Source organism: Rickettsia rhipicephali str. 3-7-female6-CWPP (assembly GCF_000284075.1).
GTDB lineage: Bacteria > Pseudomonadota > Alphaproteobacteria > Rickettsiales > Rickettsiaceae > Rickettsia > Rickettsia rickettsii.
This window is the reverse complement of record NC_017042.1, coordinates 992,808-1,011,245: the sequence shown is the minus strand read 5'-3', so window position 1 is coordinate 1,011,245 and position 18,438 is coordinate 992,808. Positions and strand designations below refer to the sequence as shown.

The window sequence follows — 18,438 nt, the reverse complement described above, 5'->3', positions numbered from 1 at the left end:
GGAGAAATTAAATATGGCAACAAAATTTATTAAACACGGTTCAAAAGCTCGTGAGCAAATGCTAGAAGGCATTGATATACTTGCAGATGCAGTAAAAGTTACTTTAGGTCCAAAAGGCAGAAATGTACTTATCGAGCAATCATTCGGTTCACCGAAAATTACCAAAGACGGTGTGACGGTTGCAAAATCGATCGCGTTAAAAGATAAAATTAGAAATGCAGGAGCTCAGCTATTAAAATCCGCTGCTACAAAAGCTGCAGAAGTAGCCGGTGATGGTACTACTACAGCTACGGTCCTTGCTAGAGCTTTGGCTCGTGAGGGTAATAAGCTAGTAGCTGCCGGTTATAATCCTATGGATTTAAAGCGTGGTATGGATTTAGCGGTAAACGCAGTAGTAGAAGAAATTAAAAAATCCAGTAAAAAAATCAATAGCCAAGAGGAAATCGCACAAGTCGGTACTATCTCTTCAAACGGTGATAAGGAAATCGGTGAGAAAATTGCTAAGGCAATGGAGGAAGTCGGTAAAGAAGGCGTGATAACCGTTGAAGAAGCAAAGAATTTTAGCTTCGATGTTGAAGTAGTTAAAGGTATGATGTTTGATAGAGGTTATCTATCACCGTATTTTGTAACGAATTCCGAGAAAATGGTTGCTGAGCTTGAAAATCCTTTCATCTTACTATTTGAGAAAAAATTATCAAATTTACAACCGATGTTACCTATACTTGAGGCTGTAGTACAATCACAACGCCCGCTATTAATTATTGCTGAGGATGTTGAGGGCGAAGCTCTTGCAACGCTTGTAGTCAATAGATTACGTGGTGGTTTAAAAGTTGCGGCAGTAAAAGCTCCCGGTTTTGGCGATAGAAGAAAAGCAATGATGGAAGATATTGCTATCCTAACTAAAGGTGAGCTTATTACTGAAGATTTAGGTATGAAGCTTGAAAATGTGAGTATTAAGAGTCTAGGGACGGCAAAAAGAGTAACAATTTCTAAAGAAAATACCGTAATTGTTGATGGTAACGGTGATAAGAAAAATATTGAAGATAGAGTATTACAAATTAAATCTCAAATAGCTGACACTACTTCTGATTATGATAAAGAAAAACTACAAGAGCGTTTAGCTAAACTTTCCGGCGGTGTTGCCGTATTAAAGGTTGGCGGTGCTACGGAAGTTGAAGTGAAAGAGCGTAAAGATCGTGTTGAAGATGCACTTGCTGCTACAAGAGCGGCAGTTGAGGAAGGTGTTGTTGCCGGTGGCGGTGTAACATTACTTCATGCATCACAACCTTTAACAAAGCTTAAAGTAGAGAATAAGGATCAACAAGCAGGTATTGAAATAGTAATAGAAGCTTTAAAGGATCCGCTAAAACAGATTGTTGAAAATGCCGGTGAAAACGGTGGCGTAGTAGTTGGTAAATTACTAGAATATAAGGATAAAAATTATGGCTTTAATGCTCAAGATATGCAATATGTCGATATGATTAAAGCAGGAATTATTGATCCGGCTAAAGTAGTGCGTACTGCACTTCAAGATGCTGCTTCCGTTGCTTCGTTAATTATTACCACGGAAACTTTAATTGTTGACGAACCTTCTGATAAGGAAGAGCCAATGCCAATGCGTGGCGGTATGGGAGGCATGGGCGGTATGGATTTCTAAGTCTATATCTCTCTATAAGATAGGTTATGCAATAGATCTAATAAACCCGTTTTGTTGTATTGCTCGTTCCCCTCATTGTAAGGAGGCATTGTTGCGTGGACTGCAAAACCTGTTCAATGTCATATCGTGGCTTGACTGACCACGGCAACTAAAAATACTAATATTATCAGTATTTTTAAACTGGATCCTGCTACAAGCTTACAGGATGACAATTAAGAAACTGGTCCACGCAGGCAATGCCTGCTCCGCAATGACGATTTTAACAACGTGCCGTACAACACATTATTAAGTCGCAGTAAGGGACACTGAAAAACTGATTTATGCAACAAATGGGTTTTAAAGCGATTCTTTGCTTAATTTGAAAATAAACTCTTTAATAAAACTCTTTCTCAAAAAATAAAATATATAAATGATTGCAAATATTTTTTAATTAATTATAACAGCTCAACCTTTGGTATTTATCCTATGAGGGGCTGTTAACAAAATAATTTTAAAGCTAATTCAATTCTTTATTAACTGCAAATTATAAAATTTTTTTGAAATAAGGATATTTATTACTGTAAAAATCTCTTTAATTATCAATTAAAGTTATTTTGTTAACAGCCTTATAATAGGATAATCAAAAGGTTTAAAGCGGTTTTACGCTTTAATTATTAAGAATAGATTTTGTGTTGAAGCTATAGGCAAGGTTAATCTATAATGTATATATTCGTTTAATTTAAAAAATTAGTAATAGTTCCTGGCTTTTGGTCGGTTAAACTATGCTAACTAAAATTAGTAAGGTTTTAAAAAAATCTTATAATGTATACAGTTAAGAAAGACTAAAATAAGATAATTTAAATTTTATATATAAAACTTAAAAAATTAGCTTTTAAAAGTAATCTAAATAATGTGACTTTAGGATAAAAGATAAAATAATAGGGTAGGGTAGTGGTGCAAAGCTTGCCACAAGCTTAATTTTTCCTATTAATATCAACTAAAGCTGGGTTTTATTAATATTTACTAAGCAAATTAATTAGAAATATTAATAAAACTTAATCAAGTTTATTGCTTTAATTGGTATTTAGTTATTCGTAAGTATAACTATTAATTGAATTAGTATAAATTAAAGAGGTAGTTTTGCTTCAAAGGGTTATTAAACATTTAAATCATAATTTATCTAAACATGATATTGCTGCTCAAATAACAGGTAGGATCAAACATCCAATATCAATTTTATATAAATTATATCGTAAGGGTATAAAGTTAGAAGAATTAACAGATATTTTTGTGATAAGCATAGTGGTAATAGATGAAGAGAAATGTTATAAAGCTTTAAAAGTAGTTCATGATCTTTATGAGTATGAAAAGGATAAATTTAAAAATTATATTCTTAATCCTAAACCAAACGGCTATCAATCTTTGCATACTATTATCACAACTGAGGATAATTATAAAATAGAGATACAAATACGTGATCATAAGATGCATTATCATGCAGAGAGCGGTGAAGCTGCACACTGGAAATATAAAAATAGTTTTTAGCTGATATATATACACTTCTTTTTTTTCTAAAGTATATGCCTACTCCTTTAGGAAGAAGTTTGAAATAATGAATATCCAAGATGAAAGACGGCTTCTATCTTGGACACAAATTTAATTTATTTTTTTATTTTGTATTATTTTGAAGTTAAAAAAAGAAATTGCGTAAACCGACTGTTTGAAATATTTCTTTTTGTTCTGAAGGGTTAACATTTCACCGGAGCTAATTTTACCGTACGGCTTAATTCTTGTTAAACGTTCTACGCTATCGGCAATATTCTTATCAAAAATTTTGCTAATATCAGCATGTGTAAGTATTGTATCCTCTTCTATAGTATCATGAAGAAGGGCAACATTTATCATATATGATTTGTAAAGTTTAGGCGCTTCAAGAGCTGTAAAATCTGTAAGCATGATTGCAACTTCTATAGGATGAGAATAATAAGGATCACCTGATTGACGCATTTGAGAAGCATGATATTTACGGGTATAATAAAGACCTTTTTCAATTTCTGTTATATCTATAGGTGAGTCTACTATAATATTCAAATATTTAATTCGATCAATTAATTTTTTACTATAATCACAAACCTCAAAATAGCTAGTATCTTAAGTAAAAATATAAAAATAGTTAATAAAAAGAAAAGCATTTTTTTATTTATTCTCAAATATTTTTTCACTTTAGTGGTTTATAACTTCTTGCAATATATTAAAAATTTAGTAAGCATTGTTAATTGTAAAGATAGATTATTATTCAATCTATTTTTATATATATCGAAATACAATTTAAATTAAAGATAAATTATGACTAAAAAACTAGTTGATAACAAAATAGCTTCTAATAAAGCAGAGTACGATAAGAAATTTTCGCATGTCTTAGGTGTTACCCCATATCATGGGGCAGTAACCTTACCGAAGACAATGGCTTGAGTTTGCAAAGAATTAAGGTTGTTAAAGGATAGCTCACAGAAAAATGAGATGGGAGGAGGAAAAAATCCTTTCCTGATGATGTTGACTTTCCTGATGATACTCTAAGTGCACCGGCAATTAAAGAGGGACATCTTCTTAGCGGTGGAAAAGAAGATGCAAGAGATTCTGTTAATTATACTAATGCAGAAATGCGACAATTTGCATCTGACAAAACATTTGATTGGAGAGATGGAAGCAAGTACCATCATGTTCATAAAGTAAAAGCCGGTGACAAGTTTGATATACATTGGGATTATACCATGGCACATAAAACACGTAGTTATACATATGCGATCACTGATCATCCTACTGACTTTTCTCAAAGACTAACTTTTAATGAGCTTAAGACATGTTGTGAAAATATAAGCCAAGAAAAACCATTTTGGAGCCATCCATTACCTGCTTCTACGGATCACTCAATAATTCTTCCGGAAAGAGAAGCAGGATTGATTGCACGTTCTTTTAGAAAGATGGATAGTCGCTGATACCGGCATGGCATTTCATCAATCATGGGTTCTTGAATATGAAGCAAGTTTAGGCGGTGAAGGGCCCCTGGACATGGACACCATCATCACGATGCTTAATTAAACTTTAAAGCAACTTAATAGCGAGTGGTTATGCGCTAAGCGACTCAAAGCTTTGTTGTGCGTATACCCGAGTCGTCATTGCGAGGAAAAGTTGAAAATTTTGACAAAGCAATCTCGGACCAAAATCTTGAGATTGCCACGCTCCTTTCAGTCGCTCGCAATGACGGTTTAGCATCCACGCAACAATGCTTAAATTCTTGCGTTACTATCTACTCAAAGCTTTTAGGCCTTCCTTTAAGCCGTCTTTTATAAATGAAATTTTAGCTTGTTTGCCGTCTGCGGTAATTAGTTCTATATAATTGTCGTTTGATAAAATCATGTCTAGATCGTCTTTTGTAATAATAGCTAAAGCCTGACAACCGTTTACTGTACAATTTACGTATTTTCCGGCTGCTATTCGTTTGTCACCGCTATTAATAACTGTACCTGCCGGAATTTGAACATTTGACGGGACTATTTCTATTATTTTTAATTCCTGTTCTTCTTGCTCTCCATTGAAATAACCTATGTGATAAATGGCTAATATTTCCTTTTCTTTATCTTTCTCTAGATTATTAATTTGTTGTGATAAGAAGCAAAGTTGTTTTTTCTCATTATTAAGAGTACAATTTAAAGTCCAAGCTCCGTACTTTTTTGGTGCTGTTGATGCATTGACGTTTCCTATGCTATACAAAACAAAAGTGCCGGTTATTATAAATAATCCACTAAAAACAAAAGCAATTTTTTTTATACAATCTTTCATATAATTTTTAACCTTTTTAAAATATTTTCTTTTCCTAAAATTTCTGCAATCTCAAATACGCTAGGTGATGCGGTCATACCTGTTATTAAAGCTCTTACCGGTTTCATAATGTCATTCAGCTTTAAGTCGTTTGCTGCTGCTATTTCTTTAAATTTATTCTGTACGGATTCCTTATCAAACTGCTCAAGTTCGCTTAAGTTTTCTATAACTTGTTTGATTAAATTCTTATCGCAATTTTCTATAATTTCTTTTGCATCTTGGTTGTAGATGATAGGCGAATCTACTAGATAAATTTGAGCAAGGCGTGTTAGTTCTAGTAATGTTGCACTTCTAACTAATAAGCTTGGCATTGCTTGTTTGATATAGCCTATTTCCTGTTCACTAACCTTAAACTTCTTCGGCAATTCTACTGCTAGGGGTAATTTGTACGTCAATCCGGTACTCGCATCCTCACGTATGTCTATATACGCTGCGGTGCTGCGTTCCGTGTTTCCTTCAAATTCCTTCCTATAAGCGAGCTTCCGAAGAAGTTTATTATAATTTTGTTCCAATATCTCTACAGTCTTTGAAGTTAAGCTATCATTGTCAAGCATTCTTAAGTAATGAGCGTTAAGGCTATTCATCTTAGCAAAATCAAGCTTAGAAGGTGATTTACCGAGTGAATCAAGATTAAACCAGTCTATAGCCTGAGTCATTGAGATAATTTCATCATCGCCGTGACTCCATCCAAGACGCAGTAAATAATTACACAAACTTTCCGGTAAATACCCCATATCCTTATAAGTTTCAACGCCTAATGCTCCATGCCTTTTGGATAATTTTGCTCCGTCTGCTCCATGAATTAACGGTATATGAGTCATGCTCGGTACTTCATATCCGAAAGCCTGATAAATAGCGAGTTGCCTTGCTGCATTGGTTAAATGATCGTCACCTCTAATAATATGAGTTATACCCATATCATGATCGTCTACTACAACGGCTAGCATGTAAGTAGCAGTGCCGTCTGCTCTTAATAGTACCATGTCGTCTATATGAGAGTTTTCAATTACTACCTCACCTTGTAAGGTGTCATGAATTGTTATGCTACCCTCTCTTGGAGTTTTTAAACGTATTACCGGCTTAATATCAGTAGGATAGATAGATGGATCTTTGTCACGCCACTCGCTATTAAAAATAAAATGCTGTTTATTTTCTAAAGCTTGTTGTCGCTGTCTTTCTATTTCTTCTTGGCTAGTAAAACAATAATATGCTTTACCGTTTTGCAGTAATTTTAGTGCAGCTTCTTTGTAAAGATTATTACGTTTAGACTGGAATATAACCTCACCGTTCCAATCAAGCCCTAGCCATTTTAGACCTGAGAATATAGTTTCTACCGCTTCTTTAGTTGACCTTTCTTTATCCGTGTCTTCAATGCGAAGCAAGAACTTACCGTTATGATGCCTTGCGAACAAATAATTAAAAAGGGCGGTTCTTGCCGAACCTATATGTAAAAACCCCGACGGTGACGGAGCAAATCTAGTAATTACGTTATTAGTCATTTATTATCTTTTTTAAATATATACTAAGCACTGTGTCATCCCGTGGCTTGACCACGGTATCCAGAAAACAACTAAATATACTAATAATATTAGTATATTTAACTGGATCCCGCGATCAAGTCGGCTTTGTTGCATGGATCAGTTTTTGCGTCATTGCCACGTTTCCTTACAGTCGCTCGCAATGACGACGGTATTCATGCAATAAGGCTGATCAAGTTAGCTAGGATAACACATACTCTTTCTCCCCAAACACATAAAATAATTTACGTCTATATCATCGCTTAATTTCCACTCATTTTTAGCCGGATCATATACCAAGCCTTTCAGCTCTTTAATTTCAATTTCGGTATCCGTAAGCATTTCGTAAATTTCCAACGGTTTTAGGAATTTGCTATAATCATGAGTGTTTTTTGGTACCCAACCTAAAATATATTCGGCAACTATTATTCCAAGTATATAAGCTTTTTTAGTACGGTTAATCGTGGAAATTATTGCCATACCGTTTGGCTTAATATGCTTCACCAAATTTAGTATAAATTGCTGTACGTTTTCTACATGTTCAATAACCTCAAGACAAATTACCACATCATATAGCTTGTCACTTTCTAATTCTTCTATAGTAGATTGTAAATAATTTATCTTTATGCCGTTTTCCTTAGCATAAGCAGTTGCCGTTTCAATATTACTTTGCAGTGCATCAATGGCTGTAACGTTAAAACCTTGAGCCGCTAAAGGCGTTGCAATTAACCCTCCACCGCAACCGACGTCTAATATTTCTAATTTAGAAATATCGTTAGACATCTTCTCAAACTCTACTTCTAGAGGTAATTTATGCGTCAATCCACTGCTCGCATCCTCACGTACTTCTATGTACGCTGCGGTGCTGTGCTGCGTGTTTCCTACAAATTCCTCTCTATAAGCGAGTTTGGAAAGGTGTCTATTGTAATGCGTAGTTATTTTCTCTATTATATATTCAAGGCGAATAGGGTTTATTCGGTGTAAGATACCGAATTCTCCGTCCTTATTCCACCAATTATGAGACATTTTCTCAAATTTTTCTAATTCTTTTTTATCGATTGAAGACATAGTCTATGATTCTTTCCAATGTCATCCCGTGGCTTGACCACGGGCTCCATAAGTACAGCCTAAGAACTTTAGTGGATCCCGTGGTCAAGCCACGGGATAACAAGAGGCCATACAACAAACATATATAATATACTCAGATGACTTTAATAATACTAGCCTTAATTTTAATTAGCTGCATATTTGCCCCGCTTGGCTGCATTGCCCTATGGAAGAGATATATTTATTTCGGTGACGGGCTTGCTCATAGTAGTTTTTTAGTGGCTAGCATCAGTATTATAGCACATGTTCCATTAATATATTCAGGCATAATAGTTGCAATTCTTTTTTCGTTTTTTGTGTTTATTTTTAAAAATCATTCTGAAAAAAACGCAGTTATTAATTTGATTTCTAGCTTTATGCTAGCTGTTGCTTTAGTTATTAATTATTTTACTTCTTTGCATAATAATATAGTGAATTTGTTGTTTGGGGATATTTTATCCGTATCTTTTAATGATTTGATGATACTTGCAATAGTGCTAATAACTATTATAGGTTTTATAGTATATTTTTATAATCAAATTCTTCTTATCATTATCAATAGAGATATTGCCGTCATAAAAGGCTTAAAGGTTAATATTATTGAGCTAATATTTTTACTTCTTCTCTCATTATCGGTATTTTCTGCTATAAAGATTGTCGGAGTACTTATGGTAACTGCTATTTTACTTATTCCTGCAATGATTGCACGGTTTGTAGCATATAGCCCCTCCCAGATGATTATAATATCAATTCTTATATCTTTATTTATTAATTTTTGTGCCGCATTTAGCTCTTTCTACTTTGATTTACCTTTAACTCCATTGTTTATTATATTAGGTACGTTTATTTATGGTTTGTTGTATTTAAAGCGATTATTATGAACAAAAATGAATTTACTGAATATGTCAAAGAATTGTTAGAACCATATGGTTCAGTAGCTGTTTGTGCAATGTTTGGTGGATATGGTATATATAATGGTGGTGTTATGATAAGAATTATTAAGAGCAATGAATTATATTTTAAGTTAGACCTAAGCACTTTTATGCATATTTTCAATCTTTCGGTTCTGAGTCATTTGTATATCAAAGTAAAGGTAAACTTGTAACTCTATCATATCGGAAGGTGTTACCTGAAATTATGGAGGATCAAGAGTTATTAGGTAAGTGGTTTAAATTAGTTTTGAATGCTGCTATTAATAGTCAAAAGCAAAAATAAATGTCGCTCCGTGGCTTGACCAGCGTTGTTGTGTGTGGCGTTTTTTTCCGTCATTGCGAGAAGACGCCATAGGCGTCGACGAAGAAATATCAGGCACGATTCCTGAGATTGCCACGCTCCTTGCAGTCGCTCGCAATAATGTTAGAATCTATCCACGTTTTTCATAATCTCAAGATAATCAATTTTGCCGCTTGTAAGTAGAGGTATTTCTGAATCGGTAATAATTACTTTCGGTAAATGTAGTAAAGAAATTTGAGCTTTAGATACAGCATCTGCAAAGTTCTCTCTATTTATATCGGAACCGGTAGTAAGTAAAATAATCTTTTCTCCGTGCGTTTTATCGGGAATAGAAATAGCAGTGTGCAAGGAATCAGGATCAATTTCGCTTGCAAGTTCTTCAATTTTTGTAAGAGATATCATTTCCTCTGCTATTTTAGCAAAGCGTTTTAAACGTCCTAAAATTGTTATATACCCTTCAGAATCGATTTTGACTATATCGCCTGTGTCGTACCATTCTTTATAAGTACGGTGACCTTCTAAGTCCAAGTAACCAAGCATGATGTTAGGACCCTTAATGAATAAACGTCCCCCTTCATTTATTCCCTCTACTTTCTCGAGCTTATAATCAATTTTCGGTAATAATCTTCCTACCGTGCCTGCTTTATTATGCATAGGGGTATTGCAAGTTATAATAGGTGAGGCTTCTGTAATCCCATATCCTTCAAAAATACGTATGCCGTACTTATTAAGCCAAAATTGTCTTGTAGATTCTTTTAATTTCTCGCTACCGGCAAATATATAGCGTAATGAGTAAAAATCATATGGGTGAGCGTAATTAGCATAACCGTTTAAAAAAGTATCGGTAGAAATTAATATAGTTGCTCCAATATCGTATATAACTTCAGGAATGCTACGATAATTTAGTGGAGAAGGATATAGAAACAGCTTAATACCGTTTAAAGTTGTAATAATTGCACCACTAAGACCAAAACAATGAAATAGCGGTAGCGCATTAAATACTATATCTTCAGGGCTAAAAGGTACTTTAGCAGTTATTTGATATCTATTAGTTTGTAAATTTCTGTGAGATAATAATACGGCTTTAGGTTCACCTTCAGTACCCGAAGTAAAAATTATCACTGCCGGTTTTTCGTCATCACGATTACGACAAAAATAATTGTAATAAGTTTGGGCACAATAACTTCCTATTTTTGCTTTTAGTTTTAGAGCTGTACCAATCTGATTTTTAAAATCTTCTAAATATATTATTTTAATACCGAAATCTAATAAGTTAGTTATTAATTCATGTAAATTTGCTTTCTCAATAAATTGTTTTGAAGTGTAAACTACTTTAATTTGTGCAAGTTTACAGGAGTTAATAATAGTACTTATGCCGTTGCTCCAGTTAATTATAGCAGGAACATAACCGCTATATTGCATAGCGTAAAAAGTAATTAACATATTCGTGGTATTAGGCAACATTAAGCCTAAATTTCTGCCAAAGATATTATTCTTTTTGATTAAATCACCTAGGATAAAAGATTTTAATATTAAATCTCGATAAGTAACCGCATTATTTTCAAAATCATCAACTATTTTTTTCTTAAATCCATGAATTTTAGCAGCTTCTATAAGAGATAAGAATACAGTATTTTTATAGTCTGAACTCTCAAACATCATGTCAGCCATGATATCATAAAGAGTCCTAGATATATAACTGCGTCGTGCTTGATTGTTTGTAGCATCCATATTAGCGAATTTTACCGGCGGTAAAACGGTTATAGTAATTTTAGGAAATATTTTTCTTTTTAATATGTTTTTTAATTTTGATAAATGAGTAAATTGAGTACCATCTATTCTAACCGGTAAGACGGTAGCACCGGCTTTATCGGCAATCATTCCCGGTCCTTCGTATATTTTCATTAAAGAGCCGGTAACGCTTATTCTACCTTCAGGGAAAATTGCTACTTTCTGATCCTTTTGTACTTCTTTTACTAAAGTCTTTATTGCCATTGGGTTACTTGGATCAACCGGCAAAGTTCTTGCCATACGTAAAAACGGTTTAATCCACCATATTTTTTGTATATCGGGACTAATTGCAAAAGTCATTTCTTCTCGTAAGTAAGTAGCAATTAGCGGCGGATCTAGATATGAAATATGGTTAGCGACCACTACTACTTTTTTACCTGCTTTTTGAAAATTTTCAAATCCTTTAACTTCAACCTTATACATAAGATCAAAACAGATTTGGAATATTCTTCGCAATAGCTTAAACGGAATAATTTTAACTTCAGGTATTAAACGGTAAATATGTATAGTAACGATTATATTAGCTAGGCTAATAAATAATATAATCCAGGGTATAGTGAAATTTAGGTAAAATAATAAAGATAGAATTATTGTTGATCCCACCATGAAAATGGAATTGATAAGATTGTTAACGGCAATAATTCGACTACGATGAGCAGGGTTTGCGTAATGCTGTAATATCGCAAAAAGAGGAACGATATATAATCCGCCTATTGCCGCTAAGAACAATAAATCTATAACTATTCGCCAATTATGTCTTTTCGATAAAAATACTAAAATACTTTTTAGCTGAGTAGGTTCGTAGTTAACTGAGCTAATTCTACTTGCAAAGAATAAATCAATACCGAAAATACTAATGCCTAGGGCTGAAATAAATAGATATTTAACGGTAATCTCATCTTCAAATATTTTGCTACATAAAAACGAACCGACCCCAACACCAAGCGAGAAAACCGCCAAAAATAAATTAGCAACATTCTCATCAGCTTTAAAAGTTATCTTAGCAAGTAAAGGTATTTGAGAAATTATAGCAGCTCCGATAAACCAAAACCATGAAATACCAAGTATCGCTAAATATATCTGTTTTTTTGCTTTGGCATATTTAATCATATTTATGCTTTCATCTATAATATTAAAATTTATTTTAATATCACGATTTGCGTTTTTAGATTTTGGGGAAAAAAGGCTTGTAATAAAGCCAAGAAAAGCGATGGTAATTAAGGAATAAATTATAAAATTATTGCTGATTGTATAATAGCTGCCAATTATAGTACCGATAAAAATACCGATAAAAGTTCCGGCTTCAACAAAGCCATTAGCTCCAAGTAGTTCGTCTTTATTTAGGTGATCAGGTAATACGCTATATTTGATTGGACCGAAAAAAGTAGAATGTATACCCATTAAGCAAATAGAACAAAACAGGATTAACAGATTATTATGATGAAATCCGTAAATTGCAAAGGCAATTATACCGATTTCACAAATCTTAATAATTTTAATAAGATTTGCACGCTCGTATTTATCGGCAATTTGTCCTGCTATGCTTGCGAATATTATAAAAGGTAATACAAAAGTAGCATTAGCAGTTAAAACAAGTAGATTATTATATTTATTTAAAGCTCCTGAAATACCATAAGTTATAAGGATTACCAGAGCATTTTTTAATATATTATCATTAAGACAACCGCATAACTGCACTATAAAATTCGGTAAAAATCGTCTATCTTTGAAAAGATATAATTTGTTTGTGTCCATGATATAAAATATTTTAAATGCCAATTTTGTTGGGTGACTCTTATGTCATTCCCGTGCAAACAGGAATCCAGTAATTAAAAAATATAAATACAGTAAGTTTTTAAAACTAAAAATTCGATTTATCTCGCTTTACCCTGGATTCCCGCCTATGCAGGAATGACATAAGCGAGCTATGCAACAAAACCTAAACTCCCCAAATATTAGCAATTTATATTAATATGTCAAATGTGGTGCTTATTTACTTTCTGTTTCTAAGCGTCTTGATTTTATTAATTCATCTACAAGAGAAATTTTTTCGTCCGTAGAATCAGTGTAATTTTTTACTATTGTTTGTAATGCAGATAAAGCTTGGCTTGTAGTATCTTTCGTTTTAACTTTCTTTCTTCTTTGTAAATTCTTTTTTAAGGCAGTTGATAAATTATCAAATTTAGCTGGTGATTTGGCTTTTTTCGGTGCTTCTTTGATATCTTTGGTAGATGACATAAATAATTATCTTTTCACATTAGCATTATTATATTATATTATGGATATTGTGGAAAATAAAACTATAAATAATCTATGAATCAAAGTAATATAATCTCTCCTGAGTTACTGGATGAGAGAAGAAATATTGCAAGGCAAGGGGGCGGTGAAGCTAGGGTCAACGCACAACATCAAAAAGGTAAGTTAACTGCACGAGAACGCATAGAAGTATTATTAGATCCGAATAGCTTTACTGAAACAGGTATGTTTGTATCCCATAGATGCGATAATTTTGGGATGCAGGATAAAAAGTTTTTAGGTGACGGCGTTGTAACGGGACACGGTACGATAAACGGTAGGTTGGTATTTATTTATAGCCAAGATTTTACCGTACTCGGCGGCTCTCTAGGCGAATATCATGCTAAGAAAATCTGCGATATTATCGATCAAGCTATAGAAACCGGTGCTCCCGTAATCGGTATTAACGACTCAGGGGGAGCAAGAATTCAAGAAGGGGTTGATGCTCTGGCCGGATACGGTGAATTATTTCAGCGTAATGTTTTAGCGTCGGGTGTCATCCCTCAAATTACCCTAATTATGGGACCTTGTGCCGGTGGTGCGGTATATTCTCCTGCCTTAACCGATTTTATATTTATGGTTAAGAATAGTTCTTATATGTTCGTAACCGGTCCCGATGTAGTAAAAACCGTTACGGGTGAAGAAGTAAGCCAAGAAAAGCTCGGCGGTGCTAGGATGCATACCACTAAAAGCGGCGTTGCCGATCTTGCATTCAACAATGATATAGAAGCATTGCTTGAAATTCGTAAATTCTTTAATTTCCTTCCGTCATCCAATCGTAGTCCTCTTCCTGTTCGTTCGACTGTTGATCCTGCCGATAGAGTTGATATGTCTCTTAGCACGTTAATACCTAACACTCCTAATAAGCCTTATGATATGAAAGAGCTTGTTGAGCATATAGTTGATGAGGGAGAATTTTTTGAACTACAACCTGATTTTGCTAAGAATATCATTATTGGCTTTGGTTATATGGAAGGTTATCCGGTAGGATTTGTGGCTAATCAGCCTTTGCATTTAGCAGGATGTTTAGATATAAACGCCTCAAGAAAAGCAGCAAGATTTATTAGATTTTGTGATGCTTTCAATATTCCTATAGTAAGCCTTGTGGATGTGCCTGGATTTTTGCCTGGTACATCCCAAGAGCATGACGGTATTATTAAACACGGGGCTAAGCTGTTATACGCTTATGCGGAAGCTACAGTGCCGAAGATTACTGTAATTACCCGTAAGGCTTATGGAGGTGCTTATATAGTTATGAACTCCAAGCATCTTAGAGGCGATATAAACTATGCTTGGTTTAATTCGGAAATCGCCGTTATGGGGGCAGAGGGAGCGGCCGAGATAATATTTAAGGAAGAATGTAAAAACCTTGAAGCTAAAAAACAAAAAATCGATGAATATAGGAAAGTAGTAACTTCGCCTTTTGTTGCGGCCTCTAGGGGATATTTGGATGATATTATAAGACCGCAAAATACCAGATGGCGAATATGTAAGGCGTTAAATTTCCTCCGTACTAAAAAAGTAGAACTGCCGTGGAAGAAGCATGATAATTTGCCGCTTTAGCTGTCATCCCGTGGCTTGACTACGGGATCTCAGAATACAGTCTGTGACACAAGACCCCGTGGTCAAGCTACGGGGTGACATTAGGATACAAAAAACTATGAATAAACCATTGTTTGATAAAATTTTAATTGCTAATCGTAGCGAGATCGCCGTTAGAATAATACGTACCTTAAAAAAGATGGGGATAAAGTCGGTTGCAGTATATTCTGAAGCAGATACAAACTCAATGTATGTGCAGCATGCAGATGAGGCTTATTATATAGGTGATTCCCCTGCAACGGAAAGTTATTTATCTATTAAAAATATTATTTCGGCGATTCGTGAAAGTGGTGCAAGTGCGGTACATCCAGGTTACGGTTTTTTATCAGAAAATCCAAATTTTGCCAATATTCTTAAAAGAGAAGGTGTTGTTTTAATAGGACCAAGTGCCGGAACTATTAAAAAAATGGGCGATAAAATCGAAGCAAAAAAGATAGCGATAGAAGCCGGAGTTAGCACCGTTCCGGGTTATATGGGAACTATAAACGATGTTAAACAAGCTATAGATATTGCTAAAGAGATTGGTTTTCCGGTAATAGTAAAAGCGGCTGCCGGTGGCGGTGGGCGTGGTATGAGAGTAGTGAATAATCCCGCTGAAATGGCCAATGCTTTTGAGTCGGCAAAGCTTGAAGCAGCCAATAGTTTTAGTGACGATAGATTATTTATTGAGAAGTTAATTCAAACTCCCCGTCATATCGAAATTCAGCTAATTGCCGATCAATACGGCAATAGTGTATGTCTCGGAGAGCGGGAATGTTCAATACAGCGTCACCATCAAAAAGTAATCGAAGAAGCACCAAGTTCTTTTATTACTGAAGATATAAGGCAAGAAATGTATCGGCAGGTAATATCCTTATCTCAAAAAGTGGGATATTATTCGGCCGGTACCGTTGAGTTTATAGTAGATAGCAATAAAAATTTCTATTTTTTAGAGATGAATACTAGGTTGCAAGTCGAGCATCCTGTTACTGAGCTAATTACCGGTATAGATATCGTTGAAGAGATGATACAAATCGCAGCCGGCGAGAAATTATCATTTACGCAAGATGACGTAAAATTAAAAGGTTGGGCATTTGAATCACGAATTTGTGCCGAAAACCCAAGCCGAGGTTTCTTACCTTCTAGCGGTAGAATTATAGCTTATTCCGAACCTGCAAAGAGTCCTAATATCCGTATAGATACAGGGATTGGGCTGGGTGGCGAAGTAAGTATGTTTTATGACTCAATGATTGCAAAATTATGTACTTACGGTGAAACAAGAGAGCAGGCAATTGAGCTAATGCGTTCTGCTTTGAGTTCTTATATAATTAACGGTATTGCTCATAATATCAGTTTCTTAGAAGCGGTAATGCTACATCCACGCCTTGTTAGTGGCGATATTTCTACTGCCTTTATTCAAGAAGAATATCCTGACGGTTTTTCCGGAGCTAGTCTAACTTCAGAAGTAACTACCGTATTTTTAGCAACGGCTATTTTTATTTATATATCGGAGCAAAGACGTGCTTCTTTAATTTCCGGCAATATTAACAATCAGGCTAACAAAATAGGTACAAGGTGGGTAGTAACTATCGATGATAAACTATTTCCCGTATTAATTACACCTGTTGAAAACGGCTATAATATACGTCACGAAAGCGATAGAATATATATTCGTAGTAACTGGAATTTAGGTAATGAACTTTTTACAGCTATAATTAACGGTAAAAAGACAAATGTGAAAATTGAGAATATCAGAACCGGTTATTTATTATCGCATGCCGGTATTAGCGTAAAAGCCTTTGTACGCTCTCCTCGTATATCAGAACTTGAAGCGTTGATGGTCTCAAAAGTAGTGGTGGAAGAAAGCTCCGAACTACAAGCTCCTCTAAGCGGTCAGATTGCTGCGATAAAGGTGAAAGAAGGGCAGGAAGTGACGGCAGGACAAGAAATTATGATTTTAACTGCTATGAAAATGGAAAATCTGATTCTTGCCGAAAGAGACGGAAAAATAGCTAAAATTTTTGTTAATGAAAAGGATAATGTTGTAAGAGGGCAGGTATTATTAGAATTTGCTTGATATATTAGGTTCTGTAAAGGATAATTCAATTATTTATATTTTCAGATATTTTTTAGCGAAAATTAATAAGATGTTTGCAGTAATAGTTGTTCCTATTTCAAAACAATCTTATAATTTGCAGTAAAGAAGAGCAAAAATAGATTAATTTAATTTTCCTTTACAGAACCTTAATATATTGCCTTTCGCTTATAATTCGCTACTATAGTAAACTCAGCTCCATTGTATGACAAGCGTAAGGGTGGAGCCTATATATTATTAATAGGTAAGACAACGAACAACGAAGTACAAAATGGAGATCAGTTCACTATATTCATTTATTTAGAATATATGTATCTAATAATATGTGTAAGAGGTTTTGTCGTCATTGCGAGGAAAAATTGTAAGTTTTGATGAAGCAATCTAGTTAAAAATACTAATAATATTAGTATTTTGATCCCGTGGACAAGCCACAGGGTAACAATTAGGAAACTGGCCCACGCAACAACGCCTATGCGGGAATGACATAAGAGCAGGCAATGAAGCAATCTTATCGTAGGAATGACATTATTAAAGCTCAGAATCAAATATTTTTATATCACCGCATAAAGACGTTTCTTCATCAAGTCCCTCAAGGGCAAAAGTGCTAAATATACCTGATTTAGAAGGAGTATGTTTTAACCTAGAGCCTGGTTAGGTTTTTCAGTTTCAACCTTAAAATCAGAAACATAGCCCTCGTCTTCTACTACAGTATTTGTATTTATTGGAATTTTCTTCCCGCTAGAATAATCTTCTAACAGTGCTTTAATTTCTGCGAAATTTTGTAAATCTTTAGATAGTTGTTTTTTGAATTTAGAAAATTTTTGCTTTATTTGTTCTGATGATAAATTCTTATATCCGTCATAATGTGGTGATATACTTGTTTTTAATATCTTCTCTAATATATATTTGTGGTTAGGATTATTAGCTTTTTCACACAATATAGAAATTTCAGTGATTTGAGTTAGTTGACACGATACATCGCTATGTAAGTTATCTTTTTCCCATCCTTTAACATTATAGTTAGCACCGTGTTTAAGTAAATATTTTGCCCATGCTCTGATGCAAGCATTAAAGGTGATACATCTTTATTGCCGTTAATCTTTGCCCCTGCATCTCTAATAAGGTTTTTACCGCATTTAAATTACCGTATATTATTGTTATTTCTAGAGCTACATCTAAATTAGCATTTTTAGATAAAAGATACTTTGCAATTTCTTTTCTATTTTTTAAATTTGCAGTACTTAATGATGTGTTAAAACGATATTCAGTATTAACATCAAAACCGTATATTTCAACAAATTTTTTAATTACTTCAAGCTTATTTT

14 protein-coding genes and 2 pseudogenes are annotated in these 18,438 nt (G+C 34.2%); 8 read left to right on the top strand and 8 right to left on the bottom strand.

Going from position 1 to position 18,438, the window contains the following annotated elements:
- The first annotated feature begins 13 nt into the window (after nt 1-13).
- Together groL and MCC_RS05490 are read left to right on the top strand one after the other, a co-directional pair.
- Entirely contained in the window at nt 14-1,657 is a 1,644-nt protein-coding gene (groL, locus tag MCC_RS05495; RefSeq protein WP_014408891.1) for a chaperonin GroEL, read from the top strand.
- A gap of 1,119 nt (nt 1,658-2,776) precedes the next feature.
- Nucleotides 2,777-3,181 carry a bifunctional (p)ppGpp synthetase/guanosine-3',5'-bis(diphosphate) 3'-pyrophosphohydrolase gene (locus MCC_RS05490; protein ID WP_014408890.1) on the top strand — a complete coding sequence of 135 codons (405 nt, stop codon included), beginning with the start codon at nt 2,777-2,779 and terminating at the stop codon, nt 3,179-3,181.
- A 198-nt stretch (nt 3,182-3,379) separates the two neighbouring features.
- On the opposite strand, the pseudogene MCC_RS05485 reads toward MCC_RS05490, so the two are convergent.
- Nucleotides 3,380-3,745: pseudogene (locus tag MCC_RS05485) on the bottom strand (HD domain-containing protein); the annotation flags it as partial.
- Between the two features lie 237 nt (nt 3,746-3,982).
- Between MCC_RS05485 and MCC_RS10940 the strand changes: the two are divergent.
- On the top strand, nt 3,983-4,108 hold the full coding sequence (locus tag MCC_RS10940; RefSeq protein WP_269208674.1) for a hypothetical protein: 126 nt from the start codon (nt 3,983-3,985) through the stop codon (nt 4,106-4,108).
- Between the two features lie 116 nt (nt 4,109-4,224).
- The gene (locus tag MCC_RS05480) at nt 4,225-4,632 is read left to right on the top strand and encodes a lytic polysaccharide monooxygenase (protein ID WP_082623603.1); all 408 of its coding nucleotides are present in this window, start codon (nt 4,225-4,227) and stop codon (nt 4,630-4,632) included.
- Nucleotides 4,633-4,939: 307 nt separating this feature from the next.
- Here MCC_RS05480 and MCC_RS05475 read toward each other — a convergent pair whose 3' ends face one another.
- The 3 genes from MCC_RS05475 to ubiG all read right to left on the bottom strand — a co-directional run bounded on the left by MCC_RS05475 (nt 4,940) and on the right by ubiG (nt 8,100).
- Nucleotides 4,940-5,476, bottom strand: coding sequence for an invasion associated locus B family protein (locus MCC_RS05475; protein WP_012153014.1), 537 nt, complete (start codon nt 5,474-5,476; stop codon nt 4,940-4,942).
- A complete protein-coding gene (gene gltX, locus MCC_RS05470) occupies nt 5,473-7,014 on the bottom strand; it encodes a glutamate--tRNA ligase (RefSeq protein ID WP_014408887.1) in 1,542 nt (513 codons plus the stop codon). Before gltX ends, MCC_RS05475 begins: the two co-directional genes overlap by 4 nt.
- Before the next feature lie 216 nt (nt 7,015-7,230).
- The gene (gene ubiG / locus MCC_RS05465; protein ID WP_014408886.1) at nt 7,231-8,100 is read right to left on the bottom strand and encodes a bifunctional 2-polyprenyl-6-hydroxyphenol methylase/3-demethylubiquinol 3-O-methyltransferase UbiG; all 870 of its coding nucleotides are present in this window, start codon (nt 8,098-8,100) and stop codon (nt 7,231-7,233) included.
- Nucleotides 8,101-8,237: 137 nt separating this feature from the next.
- Between ubiG and MCC_RS05460 the strand changes: the two genes are divergently transcribed.
- Together MCC_RS05460 and MCC_RS05455 are read left to right on the top strand one after the other, a co-directional pair.
- Entirely contained in the window at nt 8,238-8,999 is a 762-nt protein-coding gene (locus MCC_RS05460) for a metal ABC transporter permease (RefSeq protein ID WP_014408885.1), read from the top strand.
- Nucleotides 8,996-9,223, top strand: coding sequence for a TfoX/Sxy family protein (locus tag MCC_RS05455; protein ID WP_014408884.1), 228 nt, complete (start codon nt 8,996-8,998; stop codon nt 9,221-9,223). The genes MCC_RS05460 and MCC_RS05455 overlap by 4 nt, the downstream gene beginning before the upstream one ends.
- 251 nt (nt 9,224-9,474) lie before the next feature.
- On the opposite strand, the gene MCC_RS05450 is transcribed toward MCC_RS05455, so the two are convergent.
- Both MCC_RS05450 and MCC_RS05445 read right to left on the bottom strand, forming a co-directional pair.
- Nucleotides 9,475-12,897 (bottom strand): acyl-[ACP]--phospholipid O-acyltransferase, encoded by a 3,423-nt coding sequence (locus MCC_RS05450; protein ID WP_014408882.1) that lies wholly within the window; start codon nt 12,895-12,897, stop codon nt 9,475-9,477.
- 234 nt (nt 12,898-13,131) lie between these two features.
- A complete protein-coding gene (locus tag MCC_RS05445) occupies nt 13,132-13,380 on the bottom strand; it encodes a hypothetical protein (RefSeq protein WP_014365575.1) in 249 nt (82 codons plus the stop codon).
- Between the two features lie 75 nt (nt 13,381-13,455).
- On the opposite strand from MCC_RS05445, the gene MCC_RS05440 reads away from it, so the two are divergent.
- Both MCC_RS05440 and MCC_RS05435 read left to right on the top strand, forming a co-directional pair.
- Nucleotides 13,456-15,000, top strand: a complete 1,545-nt coding sequence (locus tag MCC_RS05440) for an acyl-CoA carboxylase subunit beta (protein ID WP_014408881.1) — start codon at nt 13,456-13,458, stop codon at nt 14,998-15,000.
- 97 nt (nt 15,001-15,097) lie between these two features.
- Entirely contained in the window at nt 15,098-17,095 is a 1,998-nt protein-coding gene (locus MCC_RS05435; protein ID WP_014408880.1) for an acetyl-CoA carboxylase biotin carboxylase subunit, read from the top strand.
- Between the two features lie 905 nt (nt 17,096-18,000).
- Here MCC_RS05435 and MCC_RS11250 read toward each other — a convergent pair.
- Both MCC_RS11250 and MCC_RS11530 read right to left on the bottom strand, forming a co-directional pair.
- Nucleotides 18,001-18,182 (bottom strand): annotated as a pseudogene (locus MCC_RS11250) (hypothetical protein); the annotation flags it as partial.
- A complete protein-coding gene (locus tag MCC_RS11530) occupies nt 18,182-18,403 on the bottom strand; it encodes a hypothetical protein (protein WP_408005724.1) in 222 nt (73 codons plus the stop codon). The pseudogene MCC_RS11250 and the gene MCC_RS11530, both read right to left, overlap by 1 nt.
- Nucleotides 18,404-18,438: the final 35 nt, after the last annotated feature.